This is a genomic window from Corynebacterium sp. ZY180755 (assembly GCF_054331495.1).
Map to the genome: position 1 here is coordinate 482,407 of NZ_CM135811.1, position 20,937 is coordinate 503,343.

General features: G+C 56.2%; 15 protein-coding genes. 8 read left to right on the plus strand and 7 right to left on the minus strand.

The features are described 5' to 3' along the window. Positions 1-25: 25 nt before the first annotated feature. Positions 26-922: a MetQ/NlpA family ABC transporter substrate-binding protein gene (locus ACXM2N_RS02285; RefSeq protein WP_458489617.1), complete on the minus strand. Its 897-nt coding sequence runs from the start codon at positions 920-922 to the stop codon at positions 26-28. A 224-nt stretch (positions 923-1,146) separates the two neighbouring features. On the opposite strand from ACXM2N_RS02285, the gene ACXM2N_RS02290 reads away from it, so the two are divergent. The 3 genes from ACXM2N_RS02290 (at position 1,147) to ACXM2N_RS02300 (ending at position 6,543) form a co-directional block, all read left to right on the plus strand. Next, the gene (locus ACXM2N_RS02290) at positions 1,147-4,575 is read left to right on the plus strand and encodes an error-prone DNA polymerase (RefSeq protein WP_458489619.1); all 3,429 of its coding nucleotides are present in this window, start codon (positions 1,147-1,149) and stop codon (positions 4,573-4,575) included. Positions 4,576-4,650: 75 nt separating this feature from the next. Then, positions 4,651-5,130, plus strand: coding sequence for a PH domain-containing protein (locus ACXM2N_RS02295; RefSeq protein WP_458489621.1), 480 nt, complete (start codon positions 4,651-4,653; stop codon positions 5,128-5,130). Positions 5,131-5,139: 9 nt separating this feature from the next. After that, positions 5,140-6,543, plus strand: coding sequence for a PH domain-containing protein (locus ACXM2N_RS02300; RefSeq protein ID WP_458489623.1), 1,404 nt, complete (start codon positions 5,140-5,142; stop codon positions 6,541-6,543). On the opposite strand, the gene ACXM2N_RS02305 is transcribed toward ACXM2N_RS02300, so the two are convergent. After that, the gene (locus ACXM2N_RS02305) at positions 6,540-7,004 is read right to left on the minus strand and encodes a tRNA (cytidine(34)-2'-O)-methyltransferase (protein WP_458489625.1); all 465 of its coding nucleotides are present in this window, start codon (positions 7,002-7,004) and stop codon (positions 6,540-6,542) included. The genes ACXM2N_RS02300 and ACXM2N_RS02305 overlap by 4 nt on opposite strands. An 82-nt stretch (positions 7,005-7,086) precedes the next feature. Here ACXM2N_RS02305 and ACXM2N_RS02310 point away from each other — a divergent pair, with 82 nt between their 5' ends. Further along, positions 7,087-7,944 (plus strand): bifunctional methylenetetrahydrofolate dehydrogenase/methenyltetrahydrofolate cyclohydrolase, encoded by an 858-nt coding sequence (locus ACXM2N_RS02310; protein WP_458489627.1) that lies wholly within the window; start codon positions 7,087-7,089, stop codon positions 7,942-7,944. Then, positions 7,944-8,273 carry a DUF3017 domain-containing protein gene (locus ACXM2N_RS02315; protein ID WP_458489629.1) on the plus strand — a complete coding sequence of 110 codons (330 nt, stop codon included), beginning with the start codon at positions 7,944-7,946 and terminating at the stop codon, positions 8,271-8,273. The genes ACXM2N_RS02310 and ACXM2N_RS02315 overlap by 1 nt, the downstream gene beginning before the upstream one ends. An 88-nt stretch (positions 8,274-8,361) precedes the next feature. Here ACXM2N_RS02315 and ACXM2N_RS02320 read toward each other — a convergent pair whose 3' ends face one another. The 3 genes from ACXM2N_RS02320 to ACXM2N_RS02330 form a co-directional block, all read right to left on the minus strand. Next, the gene (locus ACXM2N_RS02320) at positions 8,362-9,561 is read right to left on the minus strand and encodes an HNH endonuclease signature motif containing protein (RefSeq protein ID WP_458489631.1); all 1,200 of its coding nucleotides are present in this window, start codon (positions 9,559-9,561) and stop codon (positions 8,362-8,364) included. Positions 9,562-9,660: 99 nt separating this feature from the next. Further along, positions 9,661-10,770: a homoserine O-acetyltransferase MetX gene (gene metX, locus ACXM2N_RS02325; protein ID WP_458489633.1), complete on the minus strand. Its 1,110-nt coding sequence runs from the start codon at positions 10,768-10,770 to the stop codon at positions 9,661-9,663. Positions 10,771-10,931: 161 nt separating this feature from the next. After that, the gene (locus ACXM2N_RS02330; protein ID WP_458489635.1) at positions 10,932-12,248 is read right to left on the minus strand and encodes an O-acetylhomoserine/O-acetylserine sulfhydrylase; all 1,317 of its coding nucleotides are present in this window, start codon (positions 12,246-12,248) and stop codon (positions 10,932-10,934) included. Positions 12,249-12,597: 349 nt separating this feature from the next. Here ACXM2N_RS02330 and ACXM2N_RS02335 point away from each other — a divergent pair, with 349 nt between their 5' ends. Both ACXM2N_RS02335 and ACXM2N_RS02340 read left to right on the plus strand, forming a co-directional pair. Then, complete coding sequence (locus ACXM2N_RS02335; protein ID WP_458489637.1) at positions 12,598-13,248, plus strand: DUF3558 family protein; 651 nt, start codon at positions 12,598-12,600, stop codon at positions 13,246-13,248. A 176-nt stretch (positions 13,249-13,424) separates the two neighbouring features. Beyond that, positions 13,425-15,026 carry a hypothetical protein gene (locus ACXM2N_RS02340; protein ID WP_458489639.1) on the plus strand — a complete coding sequence of 534 codons (1,602 nt, stop codon included), beginning with the start codon at positions 13,425-13,427 and terminating at the stop codon, positions 15,024-15,026. Between the two features lie 64 nt (positions 15,027-15,090). Here the strand turns inward: ACXM2N_RS02340 and ACXM2N_RS02345 are convergent, their stop codons facing one another. Then, positions 15,091-15,708: an MBL fold metallo-hydrolase gene (locus ACXM2N_RS02345; protein ID WP_458489641.1), complete on the minus strand. Its 618-nt coding sequence runs from the start codon at positions 15,706-15,708 to the stop codon at positions 15,091-15,093. A 220-nt stretch (positions 15,709-15,928) separates the two neighbouring features. On the opposite strand from ACXM2N_RS02345, the gene ppc reads away from it, so the two are divergent. Beyond that, on the plus strand, positions 15,929-18,574 hold the full coding sequence (gene ppc, locus ACXM2N_RS02350) for a phosphoenolpyruvate carboxylase (protein ID WP_458489643.1): 2,646 nt from the start codon (positions 15,929-15,931) through the stop codon (positions 18,572-18,574). A 163-nt stretch (positions 18,575-18,737) separates the two neighbouring features. On the opposite strand, the gene ACXM2N_RS02355 is transcribed toward ppc, so the two are convergent. Further along, positions 18,738-20,903: an NADP-dependent isocitrate dehydrogenase gene (locus tag ACXM2N_RS02355; protein WP_458489645.1), complete on the minus strand. Its 2,166-nt coding sequence runs from the start codon at positions 20,901-20,903 to the stop codon at positions 18,738-18,740. Between the last annotated feature and the right edge of the window lie 34 nt (positions 20,904-20,937).

Genomic DNA, 20,937 nt, shown 5'->3' on the forward strand with positions numbered 1-20,937 from the left:
ATCGGGGCGCTTGAGCCAGCGGTGATTACTGGTTCTGCTGCTGCTCTTCAAGGCGATCGAGGATTGCCTGCAGCTCATCAGCTGGGCGCTGAACTGCAATGGAGGTTCCCTTAGAATCCTCATCTACTGCTGCCTGAACCTCGTCAGAGTGCCAGAGCTCAACGAGCTTCTGAACATCCTCGTTGCCCTTGTCCTCTTCGCGGACAACAAAGACGTTAATGTAAGGCTCTGCTTCTTCAGACTCTGGATCGTCCTGGAATACAGCGGTGTTAGGGTCGATGCCCGCACGATCCAGGAAGGAGTTGTTAATGATAGCTGGGCGGCCAGCACCGTACTCGGAGGTGGTCATCGCAGCATCAACCGGAGCAACCTTGACCTTGGAGGCATCTTCGTCGATATCAACTGGGGAAGGGGTAACAAGGCCCTTTGCTTCTTCCTTCAGGGTAACGAGTCCGGCCTGAACCAGAACGTTGATAGCGCGACCCTGGTTGGAGGAGTCATTAGGGATAGCGATTTCCTGGCCCTCGATGCCGTCGAGGGAATCATGATCCTTCCAGAACAGTGCGAGTGGAACGATTTCGGTTGCGCCAACTGGGGTCAGAGTGTCGTTGTTACCAACGTTGTACTCTGCCAGGAACTTCAGGTGCTGGAAGAGGTTAACGTCAAGGTCACCCTGAGACAGGGCAAGGTTAGGGGTGGAGTAATCCTCGAACTGGACGATGTCGAGCTCGATGCCTTCCTCGGTTGCCTTCTTCTCAAACTCGGCCCAAGCCTTCTTGGTGGAATCGGTGGTGCCAATGCGGATCGCTGCGGACTCATCGCCGGATGCTGCGGAGTCCGAGCTATCAGAGGAGCATGCAATCAATGTGGTTGCAGACAGGGTGAGTGCTGCGCCAGCAGCTGCAAAGCGGGTGAGCTTCATGAAGTTTCCTTTCGTGCGCGGGGTCATCGCTTTCCTGTGGCGATGAAAGGGTCAAGGTTTGGCAAGTCCGTGCTCATGGCGTTAAGGAGTGAGATAACCCCGTTATTTGATAACAGGGACAGTAGCGAAGTGTGCGAAAAATGTACAGCTTGGTCTATTTTCGGTGTATATAATTAGCGAACTAGTGTTCTAATTTGGCGTGGAACAGTGCTAGCCTGTGGGGTATGAGTTTCAACGGTGGACGTAATCCTGGTGGGGCCATAACGGGCGAGGGGGCAGGTAATCCACTGACCTGGGGGCAGATAAACAAGCTGCTCTCAGGAGAAAAAATACCTGAGCTCGTGCCGGTAAGTCATGATGGAATCCGCGATGGTCTCACTGTTAATTACGTGGATCCCGTCCGCGCTGATGGGTGGAATCCGCCCCGAAGGAAACCCGCTGATGCTAATTCTGTTCTAAAAAATTCATCTCCATCGCAATCCGGTACTGAATCCCACGGCAGGGAAGAAACGTGCAGCCCAGTCAAGCTTGGGCAGGCACTAGCTCCGTTTGCCGAGCTTCATGCAGCCAGCACCTACAACTTTCTGCGCGGCGCGAGTGAACCAGAAGCAATGATCACCGCAGCGATGTCGCAGGGGATCACCCATCTAGCGCTTCTTGACCGCGACGGGCTCTACGGCGCCTCTGCCTACGCGCAAGCTGCCACTAGTCTCGCGCAGCAGCTCGATCACGTCCCCAACACCGTTTTCGGCGCTGAGCTGACCCTATCCCTCGGTATCCTGCCAGTGATTTGTAAGGGGCCAGAAGGCTACCGCAGACTTTCCCACGCCATCACCCAGGCTCAGATGGCGGGAAGTAAAGACAAAGTTGTCTACCCATCGCTCGCGGAGCTCGCACAGCACGCTGACGGCCACTGGTACGTGCTAGCTAACCACACGTGGTGTGACCATATGGACGAACTGTTGGAAGCCTTTGGTGAGGACGTTGTGCTGGAATACGTCAGTGCGCTCACGCCACAGGATACCGATAACTTTGAAGCACTCGACGCGGTGGCGCAAGAGGTTGCGCGCACCGAACACCGGACCCCCCTTTCCATCCTCACGGCTATGCCTACAGCGGCACGTAGGGAGGATACCGTCTTGGCAGAAACCAAGGGGGCGCTCAACCGACGGGAAAGCGTGGAGCTAGCCCAGTGCGAGCAGCATCCGATGGGTGGGATGTGGCTGCGCGGAGCGCAGTCGTTGCTGCGTGGCACCGCCCGCGGAAGACAGGACCTGGTGGATTCCTCTTTGGCCATAGCTAAGGAGTGTGCCTTCGAGCTTAAGCTCGTCTCGCCCAACCTTCCTCGGTGGGAGGTCCCTGAAGGCCACGATGAGCAATCGTGGTTGGAGGAGATCGTCGACAAGCGTTTCGACGCCCGCTACCGCAGCCGCGATAAAAAGGTGCGCGACAAAGCGCGCGCGCAGGCGCGCCACGAGTTCGACGTGATCAGAACACTCGGTTTCCCTGGCTACTTTTTGATCATTGATGACATCGTTAGTTTCTGCCGTAACGCCAACATCCTGTGCCAAGGGCGCGGCTCGGCCGCGAATTCCGTGATCTGTTTTGTGCTTGGGATTACCAACGTGGAGCCGATTAGCGCGCAACTGCTATTTGAGCGCTTCCTGTCTCCCGAACGCGAGGGCGCACCAGACATTGACCTGGACATCGAATCCACCCGCCGCGAGGAAGTGATTCAATACGTTTACTCCCGCTATGGTCGCGACAACGCCGCGCAAGTAGCCAATCTGATCACCTACCGCACGCGTGGCGCAGTACGCGATGCTGCTCGCGCGCTCGGCTATCCGCAAGGCGCTGCCGATGCATGGACTAAGGAAATTGCCCAGCCGCCGGATAGGGTGGCAGCGCTCGGAGAGCTACTACACTCCCAACCCCGGCACCTGGGTATTCACTCTGGTGGCATGGTTATCTGCGACCGCCCGATCGCGGACGTGGTGCCCATTGAATGGGCGCGCATGCAGGACCGCTCTGTGGTGCAGTGGGACAAGGAAGGCTGCGCATGGGCGGGGCTAGTGAAGTTCGACCTGCTGGGGCTCGGTATGCTTGAGGCGCTCCACCACATGATTGACCTGGTCAAGGAAACTACGGGAAGGGAAATCAACCTGTGGGAAATCGACACAGATGAAAAAGCAGTCTATGACATGCTTTCGCGCGCCGACGCCGTGGGTGTGTTTCAAGTAGAGTCCCGCGCGCAGCTCAATACCTTGCCCCGCATGAAACCCTCCTGTTTCTTCGACCTCGTGGTGGAAGTTGCCCTCATTAGACCCGGGCCCATCCAAGGCGGCTCTGTGCACCCTTACTTGCGTCGCCGCGCGGGGAAAGAAAAAGTCACTTTCGAGCATCCCGTGCTCAAAAAATCCTTAGGCAAGACCCTCGGCGTGCCCTTGTTCCAAGAACAACTCATGCAGATCGCCGTCGACGCGGCTGGCTTTACCGGCGGCCAAGCCGACGAACTGCGCCGAGCCATGGGGTCCAAACGTTCACCCGCCCGCATGGCCGCAATTAAAGATGCCTTCTATAGCGGCTTAAAAGAAACCAACAACATCACCGGCGATGTTGCGGACTCCCTATGGAACAAAATCGTTGCCTTCGCCGCCTATGGCTTTCCGGAATCCCACTCCCAATCCTTCGCATCATTGGTGTACTTCTCCGCGTGGTTCAAATACCACTACCCAGCACAATTCTGCGTAGGGCTCCTGCGCGCGCAACCCATGGGCTTCTACTCGCCCCAATCACTCATCTCTGACGCACGCCGCCACGGCGTGAAGATTGCCCCCATTGATGTCCAAGTCTCCGATGTCGAAGCAACCTTCGAGCGTTCATCTAGCGCGCCGAACGCTGGACCCACCCTAGGCCCACCTATGGGTGAGGCACCGAATCAGCGTGATCACCCGCCGGTGATCAGGCTCGGGCTTGGTTTGGTGAAGGGGCTTAAGAACCACGAGCGCATCGTTGATGGCGCACCCTACGCTGACATTGCGGACCTTGCCCGCCGAGCGAAACTCAGTGTGCACGATGTTGAGTGTCTGGCTCGCGCGGGAGCCTTGGACAGCTTTGGTGTGGATCGTAGGCAGGCGCTCTGGCAGGCAGGCGTTGCGGCTACCGAAAAAGAGTCCATGCTGCCCGGGCTCTCCGCCATCACCGCGCCCGCGCTGCCTGGACTCAACGCGCTGGAGCTCATGGTCACAGACATCTCCACCACGGGAGTCACCCATGATGAACACCCCATGGCTAGGCTGCGTGAGATTTTGCGCGAGCGTGGCGTGGTTGCAGCATGTGACATGTTGGGTCTTGAAGACGGCTCCCGTATCCGCGTGGCCGGCGTGGTTACGCATCGCCAGCGCCCCCGCACCGCCCAAGGCGTCACTTTCATGGGGCTTGAGGATGAAACAGGATTGATCAATGTTGTGATCTCGGTTGGGCTGTGGAACAAACAAAAAACCCTAGCTCGCACCGCTAACACTCTCATCATCCGCGGAATCCTCCGAAACCAAAACGGTGTTGCCCAAATCGATGCTGACAGGCTCGAAGAACTCCCCGTCGCGGATTGGCTGCGCACCGGCGCGAGCCGGGGCTCGCGTGACTTCAGGTAGCCTCTCGCTGTGTGTGCGTGGGTGCGTCGGAAAGCTAAGGTGTAGTAGAACCCCCAACCGTGCGAAGGGAACTCGATGCCACCACTTCCCACCCAGCTCAACCCTGTGTCAGGAAAGCTCACGCCCGCGCGCTACCTAGCGCGACTGCCGTGGTACCTCGTGCCGGCTTTGGCATCTGTGGCGTGGGCGCTTCTAGATGAGGATTGGTCCACGTGGGCATGGAGTATCGCTGCGTTCTTGCTTGCGCTGACTGTCTGGCAGCTGTGGCTGATCCCGCATCAAGTTCGATTACTGGGGTGGAAAGTTACAGACGAGGAACTACTAATCACCAAGGGCAAACTGTGGCACCGTTTCACCATGGTTCCCTTCGGGCGCGTGCAGTACGTTGATGTTGTATCTGGGCCCATTGACCGCAGATACGGCCTAAAAACTCTGCGCCTGAATACGGCAAGTCCGTCCTCCAATGCGAGAGTCCCCGGCCTTCCCGCAGACGTAGCCGACAAACTGGCCAAGGATATCGCGGAGCTAGCCAAAGAAAAGATGATGGAGCTCTGAGGCGCCATCATGACCTTACCCAATGCTCATTCAACAACTGATGAAAAAGCCGCCCCAGTTGTAGCAGAAACCGGCACCGGCGCAGAAACCACTGATGCCTTCTGCAGCGGAGGCGAATTCCATCACGTTCACAAGCTCACACCACTGCTTCGTGCATGGAGTGTCCTGTTTGCCCTCATTATTTTCGCGGCTACCACGGCGAGCAACCAATTCATCAAATTTGTACGGATGCTCTTTTCCACCTCGCTTGTTGAGACGCTGCAGGCGCTGGGTGGTCTAGCGCTCGGAGCGCTACTAGCATTCCTCGTCAGCCTGCTGTGGTGGCGAGTATCTGGATACCGCATCACACGTAACAACATTGCTTTTCGACGAGGCCTCCTGCGCACAAAAATTCGCACCGCACGCCTCGACCGGATCCAGGGCGTAGACGTAATCCAGCCATGGCATGCTCGTTTGTTCGGCCTCGCGGCCGTTCGCATCGAAACCGCCGGTGGAGGTGACTCCCGCATTGAAGTTGGCTTTATCCGCAGGGATGAGGCAAATCAGCTCCGCGCCCGGCTATTAGGCGAAACCGAAGAAGGCAAGCAGCTGGTTGCTCCCATTCCGATTACGAGATCCCTAGCGGCAGCATTCTTTAGTTTTCCCACTGTATTCACCATCGCTTCAACAACTCTGACCCTCAGCCTCGACCTAACGTGGGCCAGCGTCCTCCCCGTCCTGTTTGCCACCATCCCTAATATTTGGAGAATTCTCGATGGCTCCTACCAATTCACTGCCCGCAGAATAGACAACAAAATCACCGTCACTTACGGCCTAGCAAACCTCCAACGCAAAGCCGTACCAGTAGAACGCGTCCATGCCACCGAGATGTACCAACCCCCGCTGTGGCGACCTTTCGGCTGGTGGCGTGTCCGAGTCTCCGTAGCAGGCTATGGGGAAGGCAGCAAAGGTGCGGTTCTGCTCCCAGTGGGAACCTACGACACCGCAGTACGGTTGGTCGAGGAGGTAGGTTTAGCGTTCGAAACACTAGAACCCCGTGCCGTGAATCCGGACTACTCCAGTCCGCGCCGGGCCCGTATTGTCTCGCCCTTCGACGCGCATAACCAAGGTTTTACACTCACGGATACGCTTGCCGTAGAGCACCGTGGTTGGCTCACAAGACGCGTCAGCATTGTGTTTCGCAAAAACATCCAGGAGCTCAGCGTCCGCTGGGGGCCGCTCCAACAACTGGTCAAGCTCTCATCGGTGCAGTTACACCTCGTTACTGGGCCAGTACGTATGGCAGGGCGTGACCTTTCCGCACAAGACACCAAGGAGCTGGTGGGGCGTCTAGCGCCGCGAATGCTACAAGGGCGCTGGGACGAGCCCGTGGATTCCTCTAACGAGGACGAAGCTAGCGCAGCTCAGGATTAAATTCCCTCGAAACCTAGTTGGCGCCATGCCTCGTACGTAGCAATGGCTGCGGCATTGGAGAGATTCATTGAACGCCGCCCCTTGAGCATTGGAATGCGCAGGCGATCGGTGACGCGTGGGTGGGAGAGTGCTTCGTGGGAAAGCCCAGTGGGCTCAGTGCCAAACAGTAATGCGTCGCCGGCTTCGAACTGGACGTCCGTGTAGGTGGTGGTGGCCTTGGTAGTGAAAGCAAAAACACGGCCTGGGATGTGCTTTAGGCACTCCTCTAGATTCTCATGAACAGTTACTTCTGCGAGATCATGGTAGTCAAGCCCTGCTCGGCGCAAGTGCTTCTCCTGTAGATCAAACCCCAGTGGGCCAGCAAGATGCAGGTGTGCGCCAGAACCGGCACACATGCGGATTGCGTTGCCCGTATTGGGTGGGATTACAGGCTGATCGAAGATAACGTGAAGCAAGGACATGAGGGAAATGGTACCCCTCCCTGCGTTCGAGACTCTACTATTACCTACCCAACCAAGGGCTGGAAGTGCAATAATGGCCGATGTGACTGCGACGAAACTTGATGGAAACCTGTACCGTGACGAGATCTTCGAAGATTTGAAGGTCCGCGTAGAAAAGCTGGCTGAGAAGGGAATTGTCCCCGGACTGGCAACTGTGCTGGTGGGTGATGACCCCGCTAGTCATTCCTATGTGAAGATGAAGCACCGCGATTGCGAGAAGATTGGCGTGCGCTCCATCCGTAAGGATCTGCCTGCCGACGTTACCCAGGAAGAGCTCAACGCCGTGATCGATGAGCTGAACAATGATCCTGAATGCACCGGTTACATTGTCCAGCTGCCGCTGCCAAAGCATTTGGATGAGAATGCCGTGCTTGAGCGCATTGACCCCGCTAAGGATGCAGATGGCCTGCACCCAGTGAACTTGGGCAAGCTGGTTCTTAATGAGCCTGCGCCGCTGCCTTGCACGCCAAATGGTGCCATTTCTTTGCTGCGTCGCTTTGGCGTTGAGATTGAGGGCAAGAAGGTTGTTGTGATTGGCCGTGGTGTGACCGTTGGTCGCCCTATTGGTTTGATGCTGACGCGTCGTTCTGAGAACGCCACTGTTACTCTGTGCCACACCGGCACTAAGGATCTTAAGGCTGAAACAATTGAGGCAGACATCATTGTTGCGGCCGCGGGCGTGGGCCACATGCTTACCGCAGACATGGTTAAGCCTGGTGCCGCGATTCTGGACGTGGGAGTGTCTCGCGTGGATGGCAAGCTTTTGGGCGATGTCGCACCTGATGTGTGGGATGTTGCAGGTTTTGTTTCCCCTAACCCGGGCGGCGTTGGCCCATTGACCCGTGCTTTCCTCGTCCGCAACGTGGTAGAGCGTGCAGAGCTGCAGGCGAAGCAGGCTTAATGGCTAAGCCAATTCTGCCCCTGGATAATCCTCATGACGTGGGGCTTAAGCCTTCACCACTTTCTACGCGTCTTCAGTATGGCCTCGTCGTGCTGTTTGTGTTGGGGGTTGTTGCCTCAGGGCTGTTTGCGCTGACGGAGCACTGGCGTCGCGCGAGTTTTACTCTGGGCGCCGCATTGTTGTGGCTGTCTGTGGTGCGTATGACCTGCGATTCCAAGGTTCTTGGCGTCTTGGCGGTGCGATCGCGTCATTTCGATGCAATTTACACCGGGATCATGGGAGCAGCGATGGTGTTCTTGGCTACTTCTGTTGACTCCCTCGGCAGCTAATCCGGTGACAAAGAACAACCGGTGACAACGAACAACCTGGTTTAGGCGAACTTATTACCTGTAGGCCACGCCGTTGCGATGCGCTGTATCAGGCTGCTCGGCGGTGGTTAGCGCGTGCCTTTTCTGCGTCCTCCCACGTGGTTGCCCAGTGACGCCGTGAGATGGCTGGGCCCTGTGGGTATGTAGTTTTGGTTGTGCCGTTGCGGAAGTACCACGTGAGCTCGCGGTTTTCGCCTACTTTGTAGAAGTATTGGCGCTCAGTCTTGCCCTGATGGTGAAAGCTACACAGGTTGAAAACGTTGTCCACGCAGGTTTCGCCGCCTTCGCCATATTCCTCGCAGTGGTCCTTTTCGCAATGAATGGCAGGAACGTCGCAGCCGGGGAAGCGGCAGTGGCCGTCTAGTAGTTCGGTGAGGGTGCGGATTTCTTCAGTTGGGACGTATGCATTAGCGCTTGCCGACATCTTCAGGGTCCGCTGTACCGCGCGTTCCTTCCATGTTTCGGCAATCACGGGGCTCAACGGGCCTTGCCCGTTGAGATGGGTTATCCCTTCGGGTGTTTCGATGATGTTGAAGTAGACCTTGGCTTTGGTGTTGTTACGGACTACGTCCATGATGGCGTCACACAAGGTGAACTGCTGCGGTTGGCGCCCTTGCGATTTGGCTACCCGGTATTCCTTTTGCTGAATCTTGTTGAGAACTTTTTCATAGAACCTGCGGAACTCGGTGGCTTCCGTGTCTTCCAAATTGAGGCTCACTCTGGTGAAGCCTTCCTCGCCGCGTTTGATGTGGCCTGTACGTTTGCTGAGGTCCGGTTTTGTGCTCGCAGCCTGAGGATCAAATTCCTGGACGATGGACCGAACATGAAGGGTGATTGCGGCCGGTTGGATAAGAGTCTCGTCGGGCGCTTGCGGAGATAGGCGTGCGGTGATGGCCTCGTCAACAAGCTTCATGATTTCAGGGTCGGTGATGCCACAGACCTGCTTCTCAATGGCGCTCAATCGCTTGTCGCAAAGATGCAACTGAGTTGTGGCTGATTTGCACAGCTGGGGGTACTTTTTCAGCATCGCCGCTACGCGGAGGTGCCCTTTAACTTCAGGTCTTGACATGCCTGTCTCCGTGGCAATGAGTTCCACAAGTTCACGGCTGAGCGCATCTGGGTCTGGGACGTGGTTAGTCCAAAAATCCAGATAGGCTTTGTTTTTCTCCATCTGATATGTGGAGTATTCGCTGCCGGATAGATGCTTGAAGCTGTTTTGGGCGATGCTCGTTGACGTGCTGGTGGACATGGGAAATCCTCTCGAGTGCGCGGTCTGTTTCTGAGTTGGTCTTGTCTGTATAAGACGCGCACAAGGGAGGATCGGTTCCGTGTGATCCCGAGAAAAAACTTATAGGTAGTATTCGATGTCGTCGAAATCATCGTCGGCAAGCTTTAAAAAGTGCCGCATGATTCGATCCAGCTGTTTCGTTTCGGTGAGGAAGGCATCGTGGCCTACGGGCGATGAGATCTTGGACATTCCCAGTAGTTTGCCCAAGTTTCGCGAAATGTGTTCCTGCTGGTGGTAAGGGTAAAGGATGTCCGTATCCACGCCGGCTACGAGGACCGGCACTCGGCACGCTGCTAGTGCCTTGTTGAGACCACCGCGGCCACGGCCGATGTCATGACGATTCAGGGCCTCGGTGAGTGCGACGTAACTGCCGGCGTCGAAACGCTCGGAGAGCTTTAAACCTTGGTAATCAAGGTAGCTTTGCACCGCAAAGCGTTGGTCACTGCTGCGGAACTTACCCAGTGGGTTCTCATTTTCTTGCGGGAACGTACCAAAACGCTCGTCAATCTCAAGCTCGCCACGATAAGTAAGGTGCGCAATGCGTCGGGCGGCGGCTAAGCCTTCCACGGGGCCCGGGGTGCCGTAGTAATCTCCGCCCTTCCACGCTGGGTCCCGTTCGATAGCAGAGATCTGTGCGGTTTGGATGCCGATTTGCCACGCGCTTGCACGCGCTGACACGGCCATGACCAGCGCCGCATTGACTATCTCTGGGTACTTCCACGCCCACTCGAGCGTGCGGGCACCGCCCATGGAGCCGCCGATAACAGCGTGCGCGTGATCGATGCCAAGCACATCGAGGAATTGCTTTTCGACGTCCACCTGGTCGCGCACTGAGATGGCAGGGAACCGGGAGCCCCACGGCTTGCCGTCGGGGTGAAGGCTGCTCGGGCCCGTCGTGCCCTTGCATCCACCGAGCACATTGGTGCACAACACCGCGTATTTATCTGTGTCGAGCGCTAGGCCTGGGCCGATCAGCCCGTCCCACCATTCAACAGCGTTGGAATCGCCGGTGAGCGCATGCTCCACCAGCACGAGGTTCTCGCCGGTGAAAGCACCCCACGCTTGGTAAGCGATGGTGACATCCGCGATTGTTGCGCCGGCTTCAGTTACGAAATCTCCGATGGGAACTGTGGTGAGTTCACCGGAAGTGTTGAGCTTATGGCTGGTCATAGCATTTGATGCTACATACTAGGTGTGGTGCAGACTACATTTTCGCCCCTTGGCTGGCAATAATATTCACAAGGCTGAGTGGGGGATGGCCGCAGAACATAGTAAACCCCTCCAACCATGGGACACATCCCTTGGTTGGAGGGGATTAGCGTTTGGCAGTCTTAAATAGCTTCCAAACCAAGCTTGAGATCATCAATGATGTCTTCAATATCCTCAATACCTACGGACAGGCGGATAGTGGCCTGCGAAATGCCCGCACGCTTGAGGCCTTCCTCGTCAGACTGGGAGTGTGTCGTGGTGGCTGGGTGAACGACGAGGGAGCGCACGTCACCGATGTTGGCGAGGTTGGAGTGCAGCTTGAGAGCGTCGATGAAGGCCCACGCCTCGTCCTTACCGCCCTTAATATCGAAGGACAGCACGGATCCGGTGTACTCAATTCCCAGCTTCTCCTTGGTTGCGAACCAAGGGGAGGACTCGAGGCCTGCGTAGTTAACCTTCTCTACCTTGTCAGATGCTGCGAGGAACTCGGCAACGGCCTTAGCATTTTCATTGTGCTTCTTCAGGCGCAGAGCCAGGGTGTCGAGGCCCTGGATGGAAACCCACGCGTTGAAAGCGGACAGGGTAGCGCCGGTGTCGCGGAGGAGACCAACGCGAGCCTTCAGACCAAACGCTGCCGGACCGAGGTCAGCGTACTTCAGGCCGTGGTACGCAGGGTCTGGAGTAACGAACCGCGGGAACACAGGCTCGCCGTCACGCTCGACGGTCCAGTCGAACTTACCGCCGTCCACGAGAACACCGCCGACGCCGGAGCCGTTGCCGGTGTAGAACTTGGTGAGTGACGCTACAACGATGTCTGCGCCAAGCTCAAGAGGGCGAACGAGCGCCGCGGTAGCAATGGTGTTATCAACAATCAGTGGGACGTTGTTTGCGTGAGCTACTTCAGCTACTGCTGGGATGTCCAGAACGTCTGCCTGCGGGTTGCCGAAGGTCTCGCCGTAAAACAGCTTGGTGTTTGGCTTCACAGCTGCCTGCCAAGATTCGGGATCGTCTGGGTTCTCCACAAAGGAAACCTCAATGCCAAGGCGCTTGAGGGTAACGATGAACAGGGTCTCAGTACCGCCGTATAGACGAGGGGAAGTGACGATGTGGTCACCGGACTCCGCAATGTTGAGGATTGCTGCGGTCTCTGCTGCCTGGCCGGATGCGAAGGCAACCGCGTGGGCGCCACCTTCGAGGGAAGCAATGCGGTTTTCCAACGCCTCGTTAGTTGGGTTGGTAAGGCGGGAGTACACAGGGCCTTCGTCTTCCAGTGCGAAGCGTTGCTGGGCGTGCTCAGCGGAGTCGAAGACGTAGGAGGAGGTCAAATAAATCGGCTGATTACGAGAGGAAGTCTGGGAATCAACAACTGCGCCCGCGTGAATGGAACGAGTTGCCAGACCCCAGTCAGCAGCGCCGGAGTTGTCGTACTTGGTAGCCATGTAGTGCCCCTTTTGGAATTAGTTTTCTGAATTTATTTCGATAAAGGCGAGAATAGGCCGAGCGGTTCACAAAAGTAAACAGCTCGGTCTAGTTTTGTGGTGAATGTACAGCTCAAGGCATTGATTAATTTTATTCATGAGGCTTTGATTGGGGATTGTTCAGCGTTCGATTTGGGGATAGAGAAAGCTTTTCGGAATAAAAGACGGATAACTCGGAACCGTTACGTGATTGCTGCCGTCTAACCAAATGCCGGGAAAAACTAAAAATTGCGCATAGGCTAATCCGCAACAAAGTCTCGGACCTTGTGAAGCCTCGCGTTCCGACGAGCTAAGAAAGGATATCTTCCTCGTGTTTACTCTTGCCCGCCAGCGCCCGCGCGCCCTCATAGGGCTGGTTGGAACAGCCCTCTTTCTGACCGGTTGTGCCGGCTCTGGCACAACGACGACTGAAACTGTCACCGTTACTGAAGCCAGGCCTTCAGGCGATTTGAGCCAAGCCGAAACTGCTCAAGACTCTGCGTCCTTGGCGGCCCCAGCAACCTTCGACCGCAATGATCCGAACTTCGAGTTCTTCAATATCTGCGAGGAACTCACGAATGAAGATTTGGCGGAAGTGGGGCTTGAATTCACAGATGCTAAGCCAACTGTCCAGCTAGATGCGCCTAGTTCGGTCTGTAATGTTGACAAGCTCGGAGGTTGGGAACCTGAGCATGGAATTCAATCAGGTGTTCTCTCCATGAATGCTGTATCGGAATCTGAACTGTTATCTAAGGTTGTGAGAATCGATGACTTACCGGTTCAGCGCAAAGACCTGATCTTCTATCAATTGGCAGGGGGTAAGGAGGGGCAAAGCTGCAATGTTAGTGGCGCGACAAGTGGAGGGCGTCTCACCTTTGGGTATCTACTTATCCGTGAAAATGCGTTAGCCCATGAAGCAATTTGTGAGACGGCACTTAATTATTTCGATCAAATTAGAAATCTAATTGAGGAGAAAAAGTGACACTTCGCTTAAATGAGGAATCAATACTTGCATCGGTAGAAGGTCTGAAAAGCCTGGCAAAATCCGCTGTCGACACGGCTTTTCGGGCTCACAGTAGCGCTATTGGCAACACTTATTCGGCTCAGTCTGATTATTCTCATATGGGCCAAGAGCGGGGGAACTTCATAAGTGGAGGATTGGGATCGGCAAATGACGTTCTCACATCATTCACCGAACAAGTGGATTGGCTCCACAACAATCTCTCGCGCAATGCAGATGTGCTCTTCGGGAAAGAGGAATTCAACAAGCGTTGGTTGAGCATCAGTGATGAAGGTGGCAGTGCTAACTATGCAACTCACAATATCCCGCCTCGTCCCAAGGCTATGTACAACGACATCATGATGCTTCTTCCTCTGCCTCTCCCAGAGGAGCCGCACACGATGAGCGCTAAGTTGGCGATGAGCCAGGATGCTCAAGCAGCTATGGCGGGTGCTCAGTGGGGTGAACTGGCTGCCAAGGTTGGCCAGATTTCCATGGGCCTGACGAACATTGCGAATCAGATCGAAGCGGCAAATGAGGGCCAAGTTATTGAGTCTATGATTCCGGTGTTCCGCGAAATTGCGGAACAAGGATCGAATTTTGCGATCAATGCAATCAGCATGGTGTCTGATCTAGGGGACCTGGTGGCCTCGCGCAACAGAGTGGACGTATCTACTAAAGCTGCTGTAGCCGAGATTGACCTCGCTGCAACGCCAGAGGCCAAGGCCGCAGTGACAGCCATGAAGACCGCTCAGTTGTACGCGCAACGTCAAACCGAGATGCACGGGCTTTTCCCAGCGGTGAACAATTTGATGGGTGCTCCTACGTCAGGTGTGTCACTGGCGCAGGCGATTGAGATCGGTCAAGGCCTAGTTGACGGTAATGGGAAACTCAATACCGATGGCCTAGGCGCGATAGGTCCTAGCATTTCCCGAGTAGCACAGGCGATTGCAGGTGGTGGTGACTTCAGCAAAGTTGCTGAAGGTTTGGAGAACTATGCAGGTAAGCGCAGCGCAAGTGATGTGGCAACTCAAACCGCCAGCGCAGGTCCATCAGCGCTGGCCAATGCGGTCAATACCCCAGCGATGGCTGGAAACAATGCAAGTGCCGGAGTTCCAGCAACGGGTGCCGCTAGTGCGGGCAATGTTGCGCAGGGAGTTCAACCGGCGAACGGCCTTACAGGTATGGCAACTCAAGCTGCCGGTACGAAAGCAAATGGCGCTGTTGCCAAAAGAATGGGAGTAACGCCCAACATGGGCATGGTGGGCGCGCCGGGTACCGCAAGCTCGCCTGGTTCACCAAGAGCGGGCACTGTGTCCAAGACAAGTGGGACCGTGGATGCGCCGCATCGGGGTGCTTCAGTAGCTAACGCCCGCACCGGCGGACGGGCAGTCGCACTTGGTGGTGCCCCTGGGTTTGGGTCATCTGGAATGAGCCCAGTTGGATACGGCGCGGGTGCCATGCGTGGTCCAGCTAGTTCAGTCGGTGGTTTAGGCGCCGGTGGATTGGGGTCGGGCGTGACGGCCGCGGCTGCGGGCGGTGCACCGAGTGCCGTCGGTGCGGGGCCTGCTGCGGGTGCTCGCATGGGCACACCGATGATGGGCGGTATGCCTATGGGTGCTCCCGGCGGTAGCCGGAATGGCCGAGGTAAGGTCAAGAGGATTACCAGTGCGGTCGAAGTTGATGACAACGTTGCGGCGTTGATCGGAAAACGTCCTGGCGTGGTGCCTGGCGTCATCGGTGCGTGGGTGCGTGACTGACGGTCTAGTTGGCGTCGGAAAGAAAAAGGTGGAGATCGCAGGATCTCCACCTTTTTGCCTTGTTTTAGGCAGCCGCTTTGCGGCGCAGGTAACCAGGCACCTTGGTGTTGATGCAAACATTGTCCACAAGAGCCTTGCCTTGCTCGTTGAGAATCGCGTCATGGATCGGGTGGGTGTTTGTGGCGCCGATGCGGTGGGCGAAGTCGATGGCGTCGGAAAGCTTTACCCACGGTGCTGACACCGGAAGGAGAAGAGTGTCTACCTTCGAAATGTTGTTAGGTAGCTCAACAGGGAAATCATCACCAGGGTGAACAACGTCGCCCACGAGCAGCGAGAGGTTTTCTACCACGGGGATCGTGTCATAAATAGGCCAATGCTTGCCGCCAAAGATCGTGACTTCTTGGCCAGCAATCGTCACCGTCTCACCTGGTTTAAGCGCAGTGAAAGGGATGTCGCGATCGCCGAGAACACTTTTCAGTTGGCTAGGTCCGTAAATTTCTATCCCTGATTGCAGAAGCTCATTAGTAAGTAAGTCCGGGTTGATATGGTCCGCATGGATGTGCGTCACAATGACAGCTTGTGCACCATCTAAGACTTTTCCTGAAGTAAAAGAGCCAGGATCAATTGCAATATCGCCAATGCGAACACCGGAGTGACCATAAAACTCAATATCTTTATTCATGCATGCCAGTGTAGGTCGCTCTAGTAGGGCTCCGAACGCAGCTACCCCCATACCTTGGAACTGGCGCTATTTTGGTCAAATCTCCGCGTACCCGAGCGCAAAGCATGCCGGCGAACTTAAGATGAATCAGGTAACCATGATTTTTTCTCGCCACGCATGATCCTACTTTTTGGATTGGCGTGGCAGAGATGTTTTTACGATATGAGTTAGGTGAGCAAAAGTGAGTCAACAGAACGCTGACCAAGTAAGAGAAGATATTCGGCTACTCGGGCGAATCCTTGGCCAGGTCATTGCCCAGCAAGAAGGCGAAGAAATCTTCCAACTTGTTGAATCTACACGGCGTATGGCGTTCTCTGTGGCACATTCCCAAGCTAAACCAGATGACCTGCTAGCTATCTTCCGCAATCTAGACATCCACAAAGCTAATCTGGTGGCTCGCGCTTTTTCCCACTTCGCGTTGATGGCCAACCTTGCTGAGGATCTTGATGATGAGTCAGTATCCAGCTTGGTCTCCCTAGATAAGACCTTTGACAAGCTCACCAAGTCAAACGTCTCGCCAACGGAGGCCGTCAAGGTCGTTCGCGATGGCCTTGTTGCCCCGGTACTGACCGCTCACCCAACCGAAACGCGACGTCGAAGTGTTTTTGATCTACAGAATCAGATCAAGTCCCTGCTGCGCGAGCGCCGATACGCAGGAGGAAGAGGCCGCCAGGAAAAGATTGATCAAGAGATCATGCTGCGCATGACACTACTGTGGCAGACTGCGCTGATCCGCATCGCGCGCCCGACCATTGAGGATGAGGTAGACGTAGGACTGCGCTACTACAAGCTGTCACTATTGGAAGAAGTGCCAGCACTCAACCGTGCGATTCAGGACGGGCTGCATAAGAGCTTTGGCATGCAGCTTCCCGACGTAGCATTGGTTCGCCCAGGTTCCTGGATCGGCGGTGACCACGACGGCAACCCATACGTCACCGCGGATACCCTCACATACGCCACCCGCAAAGCAGCCAAAACCGTGCTGCGGTATTACGCTAACCAGCTAGACCGCCTAGAGCGTGAGCTCAGCCTGTCTGATCGCTACTCATCGTGTTCCCAAGAACTGCTTGAACTCGCGGATCTCGGACGCAACGACGTGCCTTCTCGTGTTGATGAGCCATACCGCCGAGCAATTCACGGCGTACGTGGTCGAGTGCTCGCCACGCTGGGGGAGGGCGAGTTCGAACGCTACGAATCCCCGGATGAGCTAAAACGCGATTTGGATACAATCGATCAGTCCTTGCGCCAATTCAATGGTGCAATCATTGCTGATGATCGCCTTGCCCGCATTCGCTCTGCAGTCACTGTGTTCGGCTTCAATCTGTACACGCTTGACGTTCGCCAGAACTCTGAGTCCTTTGAGAATGTGCTCACTGAGCTCTTTGCGTTGGCGGGCCGAACGCAGGACTACCGCGGCCTGAATGAAGAGCAAAAGATTGAATTGCTCGTTGACGAGCTACGACTCAACCGTCCATTGCTATTCCCCAATGTGAACGGCCTGAGCGCGGACACGGAGAAGGAGCTGGGAATCTTCCGCGCGGCAGCGCAGGCTGTGGCGGACTTTGGTCCGCAGGCTGTTTCTCACTGCATCATTTCTATGACAGGCGCAGTGTCCGACATCCTTGAGCCAATGGTGCTGCTGAAGGAAGTGGGCCTGACTGACATTGACATCGCTCCGCTGTTCGAGACCATTGAGGACCTCAAGAATGGTGCGAAAATCCTCGAGGATCTGTGGCAGGTACCGTTCTACCGTGAGCACTTGGCTCGCCGAGGCGACGTGCAAGAAGTCATGTTGGGGTACTCGGACTCGAACAAGGACGGTGGATACTTAGCCGCCAACTGGGCACTGTATGCCGCAGAGTTGGAGCTAGTAAAACTGTGCGAGGCACACAACATCACGTTGCGCTTGGCCCATGGTCGCGGTGGTGCGGTAGGTCGCGGTGGCGGACCAACCTATGACGCCATCCTTGCGCAGCCAAAGGGTGCCGTAAACGGTTCTGTCCGCATCACCGAGCAGGGTGAGGTTATCTCCGCAAAGTACGGTTCTCCAGATACCGCGCGCCGCCACTTGGAAGCATTTGCAGCAGGCGCGCTCGAAGCATCCCTGCTTGAGACCGAGAAGTTCGATGATCAAGAGCGTGCTTACGAGATCATGGCGGAGATTGCTGAGCTGTCTGGTGAGAAGTACAAGGAGCTGGTGAACGATCCAGGCTTCATTGAGTACTTCACCCAATCCACGCCGCTGCATGAAATTGGTGAACTCAACATAGGGTCTAGGCCCTCGGCGCGCAAACAGACCACCGCCATCTCTGACCTGCGCGCTATTCCGTGGGTGCTCAGCTGGTCCCAGTCCCGAACTAATGTTCCTGGCTGGTTTGGTGTTGGCACCGCGTGCCTGAAGTGGGCAGGGGACAATGAGTCGCGGTGGGATGAACTGCGTGAGATGTACAACTCTTGGCCGTTCTTCCGCTCCGTTTTGCAGAACATGGCCCAAGTCATGGCCAAGGCGGAAATCTCCTTGGCGCGCCTGTATGCGGACCTCGTGGATGATTTGGTCATCGCTGAGCGCATTTACAAACTGATCTCGGATGAGTTCCACCTCACCAAGAAGGTCTACACCCACATCACCGGTAACTTGGAGCTGACGAGCGAGAACCAGCGTCAGGCACGCTCCCTGAAGCGTCGCTACCCGTACTTGCTGCCGCTGAACGCAGTGCAGCTGGAACTCCTGCGCCGCTACCGCGCCGGTGATGATTCCTTCCTGGTTTCCAAGACCATCCAAGTCACCATGACTGGCCTTGCTACCGCATTGAGGAGCTCTGGTTAGGAGCGTTCCGAACGCTAGACCCCTTCTTTCCACTACTCGTTGCGAGTGATTGGAGAGAAGGGGTATTTTTCGTTGGCGCAAAACAGAAGTGGTGCCTACCCAAGGCAGGCACCACACTGTTGTACAACCGGTGATCAGGTGATCACTACGGCTGAAGTGACGGTTACTTCTTCAGCGCGTTGATGATCTCGTTGAAGGCTGCAACTGGGCGCATAACTGCGGTGGTCTTCTCCTCGTTTGGAGCGTAGTAGCCACCGAGGTCAGCTGGGGAGCCCTGGTTGTCAATAAGGCCCTGAACGATCTCGTCGGACTTAGCCTCGAGTGCCTCAGCAACTGGTGCGAAGATCTCTGCCAGCTCTGCATCCTCGGTCTGGGAAGCAAGTTCCTTAGCCCAGAACTTGGTGAGGAAGAAGTGGGAGCCACGGTTGTCGATCTCGCCAGCCTTGCGGGATGGGGACTTGCCTTCGTCCAGAAGGGTTTCAGTTGCCTTGTCCAGTGCGTCAGCCAGAACAGCAGCCTTCTCGGAGCCGCCGTTGTTGGAGATGTGGCGCAGGGATTCTGCCAGTGCGAGGAACTCGCCGAGGGAGTCCCAACGCAGGTGGTTTTCTTCCTGAACCTGCTGGACGTGCTTTGGTGCAGATCCGCCAGCGCCGGTCTCGAACAGGCCGCCGCCTGCCATCAGTGGAACGATGGACAGCATCTTTGCGGAGGTGCCGAGCTCGAGGATTGGGAAGAGGTCGGTGTTGTAGTCACGCAGAACGTTGCCGGTTACGGAGATGGTGTCCTCGCCCTTGCGGATGCGCTCGATGGAGACCTTGGTTGCCTCAATTGGGCTCATGATGGAGATGTCCAGGCCTTCGGTGTCGTGGTCAGCCAGGTACTTCTCAACCAGCTTGGTGAGGTTAGCGTCGTGCTCGCGCTCTGGGTCCAGCCAGAAGATAGTCTTCATGCCGGATAGGCGTGCGCGGTTAACAGCGAGCTTTACCCAGTCCTGGATTGGGGCGTCCTTGACCTGGCATGCGCGCCAGATGTCGCCGGCCTCGACGTCGTGGGAGATTAGAACATCGCCGTTGGACTTGCGGATCTCTACGGTGCCAGCTTCCTCGATCTTGAAGGTCTTGTCGTGGGAGCCGTACTCCTCGGCCTTCTGAGCCATGAGGCCAACGTTTGGAACGGTGCCCATGGTGGTTGGGTCGTAGGCGCCGTTTGCGCGGCAGTCATCAATGACTGCCTGGTAGACACCAGCGTAGGAGGAGTCAGGGATAACGGCGAGGGTCTCCTGTTCCTTGCCCTCAGCGTTCCACATGATTCCGCCGGAGCGGATCATTGCTGGCATGGAAGCGTCAACGATGACGTCGGATGGGACGTGCAGGTTGGTGATGCCCTTGTCAGAGTTGACCATGGCAACACCTGGGCCTTCAGCGAGTGCCTTCTCAAATGCAGCCTTGATTTCTTCGCCGCCCTCAACCTCGTCGAGGCCGGACAGAATTGCGCCGAGGCCGTTCTCACCGTTGAGGCCTGCAGCCTCGAGCTTGTCGCCGTACTGTGCGAAGACGTCAGCGAAGAATGCGCGGACGATGTGGCCGAAGATGATTGGGTCAGAGACCTTCATCATGGTGGCCTTCATGTGTGCGGAGAACAGAACGCCTTCTTCAGCAGCGCGCTTGACCTGTGCTGCGAGGAACTCATCCAGAGCCTTTGCGGACATGAAGGTGCCGTCGATGACTTCGCCGGCCTGCAGCTTCAGTTCTGGCTTCAGTACGGTCTCGCCCTCGGCGGTCTTCAAAACGATGGAGACGGTGTCTGCCTCGTCCATAACGACGGACTTCTCGTTGTGGCGGAAGTCGCCTGCAGCCATGGTGGCAACGTTGGTCTTGGAGTCTGCGCTCCAGGTGCCCATGGAGTGTGGGTTCTTCTTGGCGAAGTTCTTCACAGCCTGTGGTGCGCGGCGGTCAGAGTTGCCCTCACGAAGAACAGGGTTAACAGCGGAGCCCTTGGCTACGTCGTACTTGTCCTTCGCATCTTCGTATTCTGGCAGATCGTAGCCAGCTGCCTGCAGCTCCTTGATGGCAGCCTTCAGCTGAACCTCAGATGCGGAGATGTTTGGAAGCTTGATGATGTTGGCCTCAGGGGTCTTTGCGAGCTCGCCGAGCTCGGTCAGAGCATCATCTGCGAGGCCGAACTGAGCCAAGATGCGGGCTGCCAGGGAGATGTCGCGGGTCTCAACCTCGATACCTGCGGTGGATGCGAATGCCTCGACGACCGGCTTCAGCGAGTAAGTCGCGAGAAGTGGTGCTTCGTCGGTGCGGGTCCAAATAATCTTTGCCATGAGTCTCCCTCAGTAAAGAATTAGCGATTTAGTC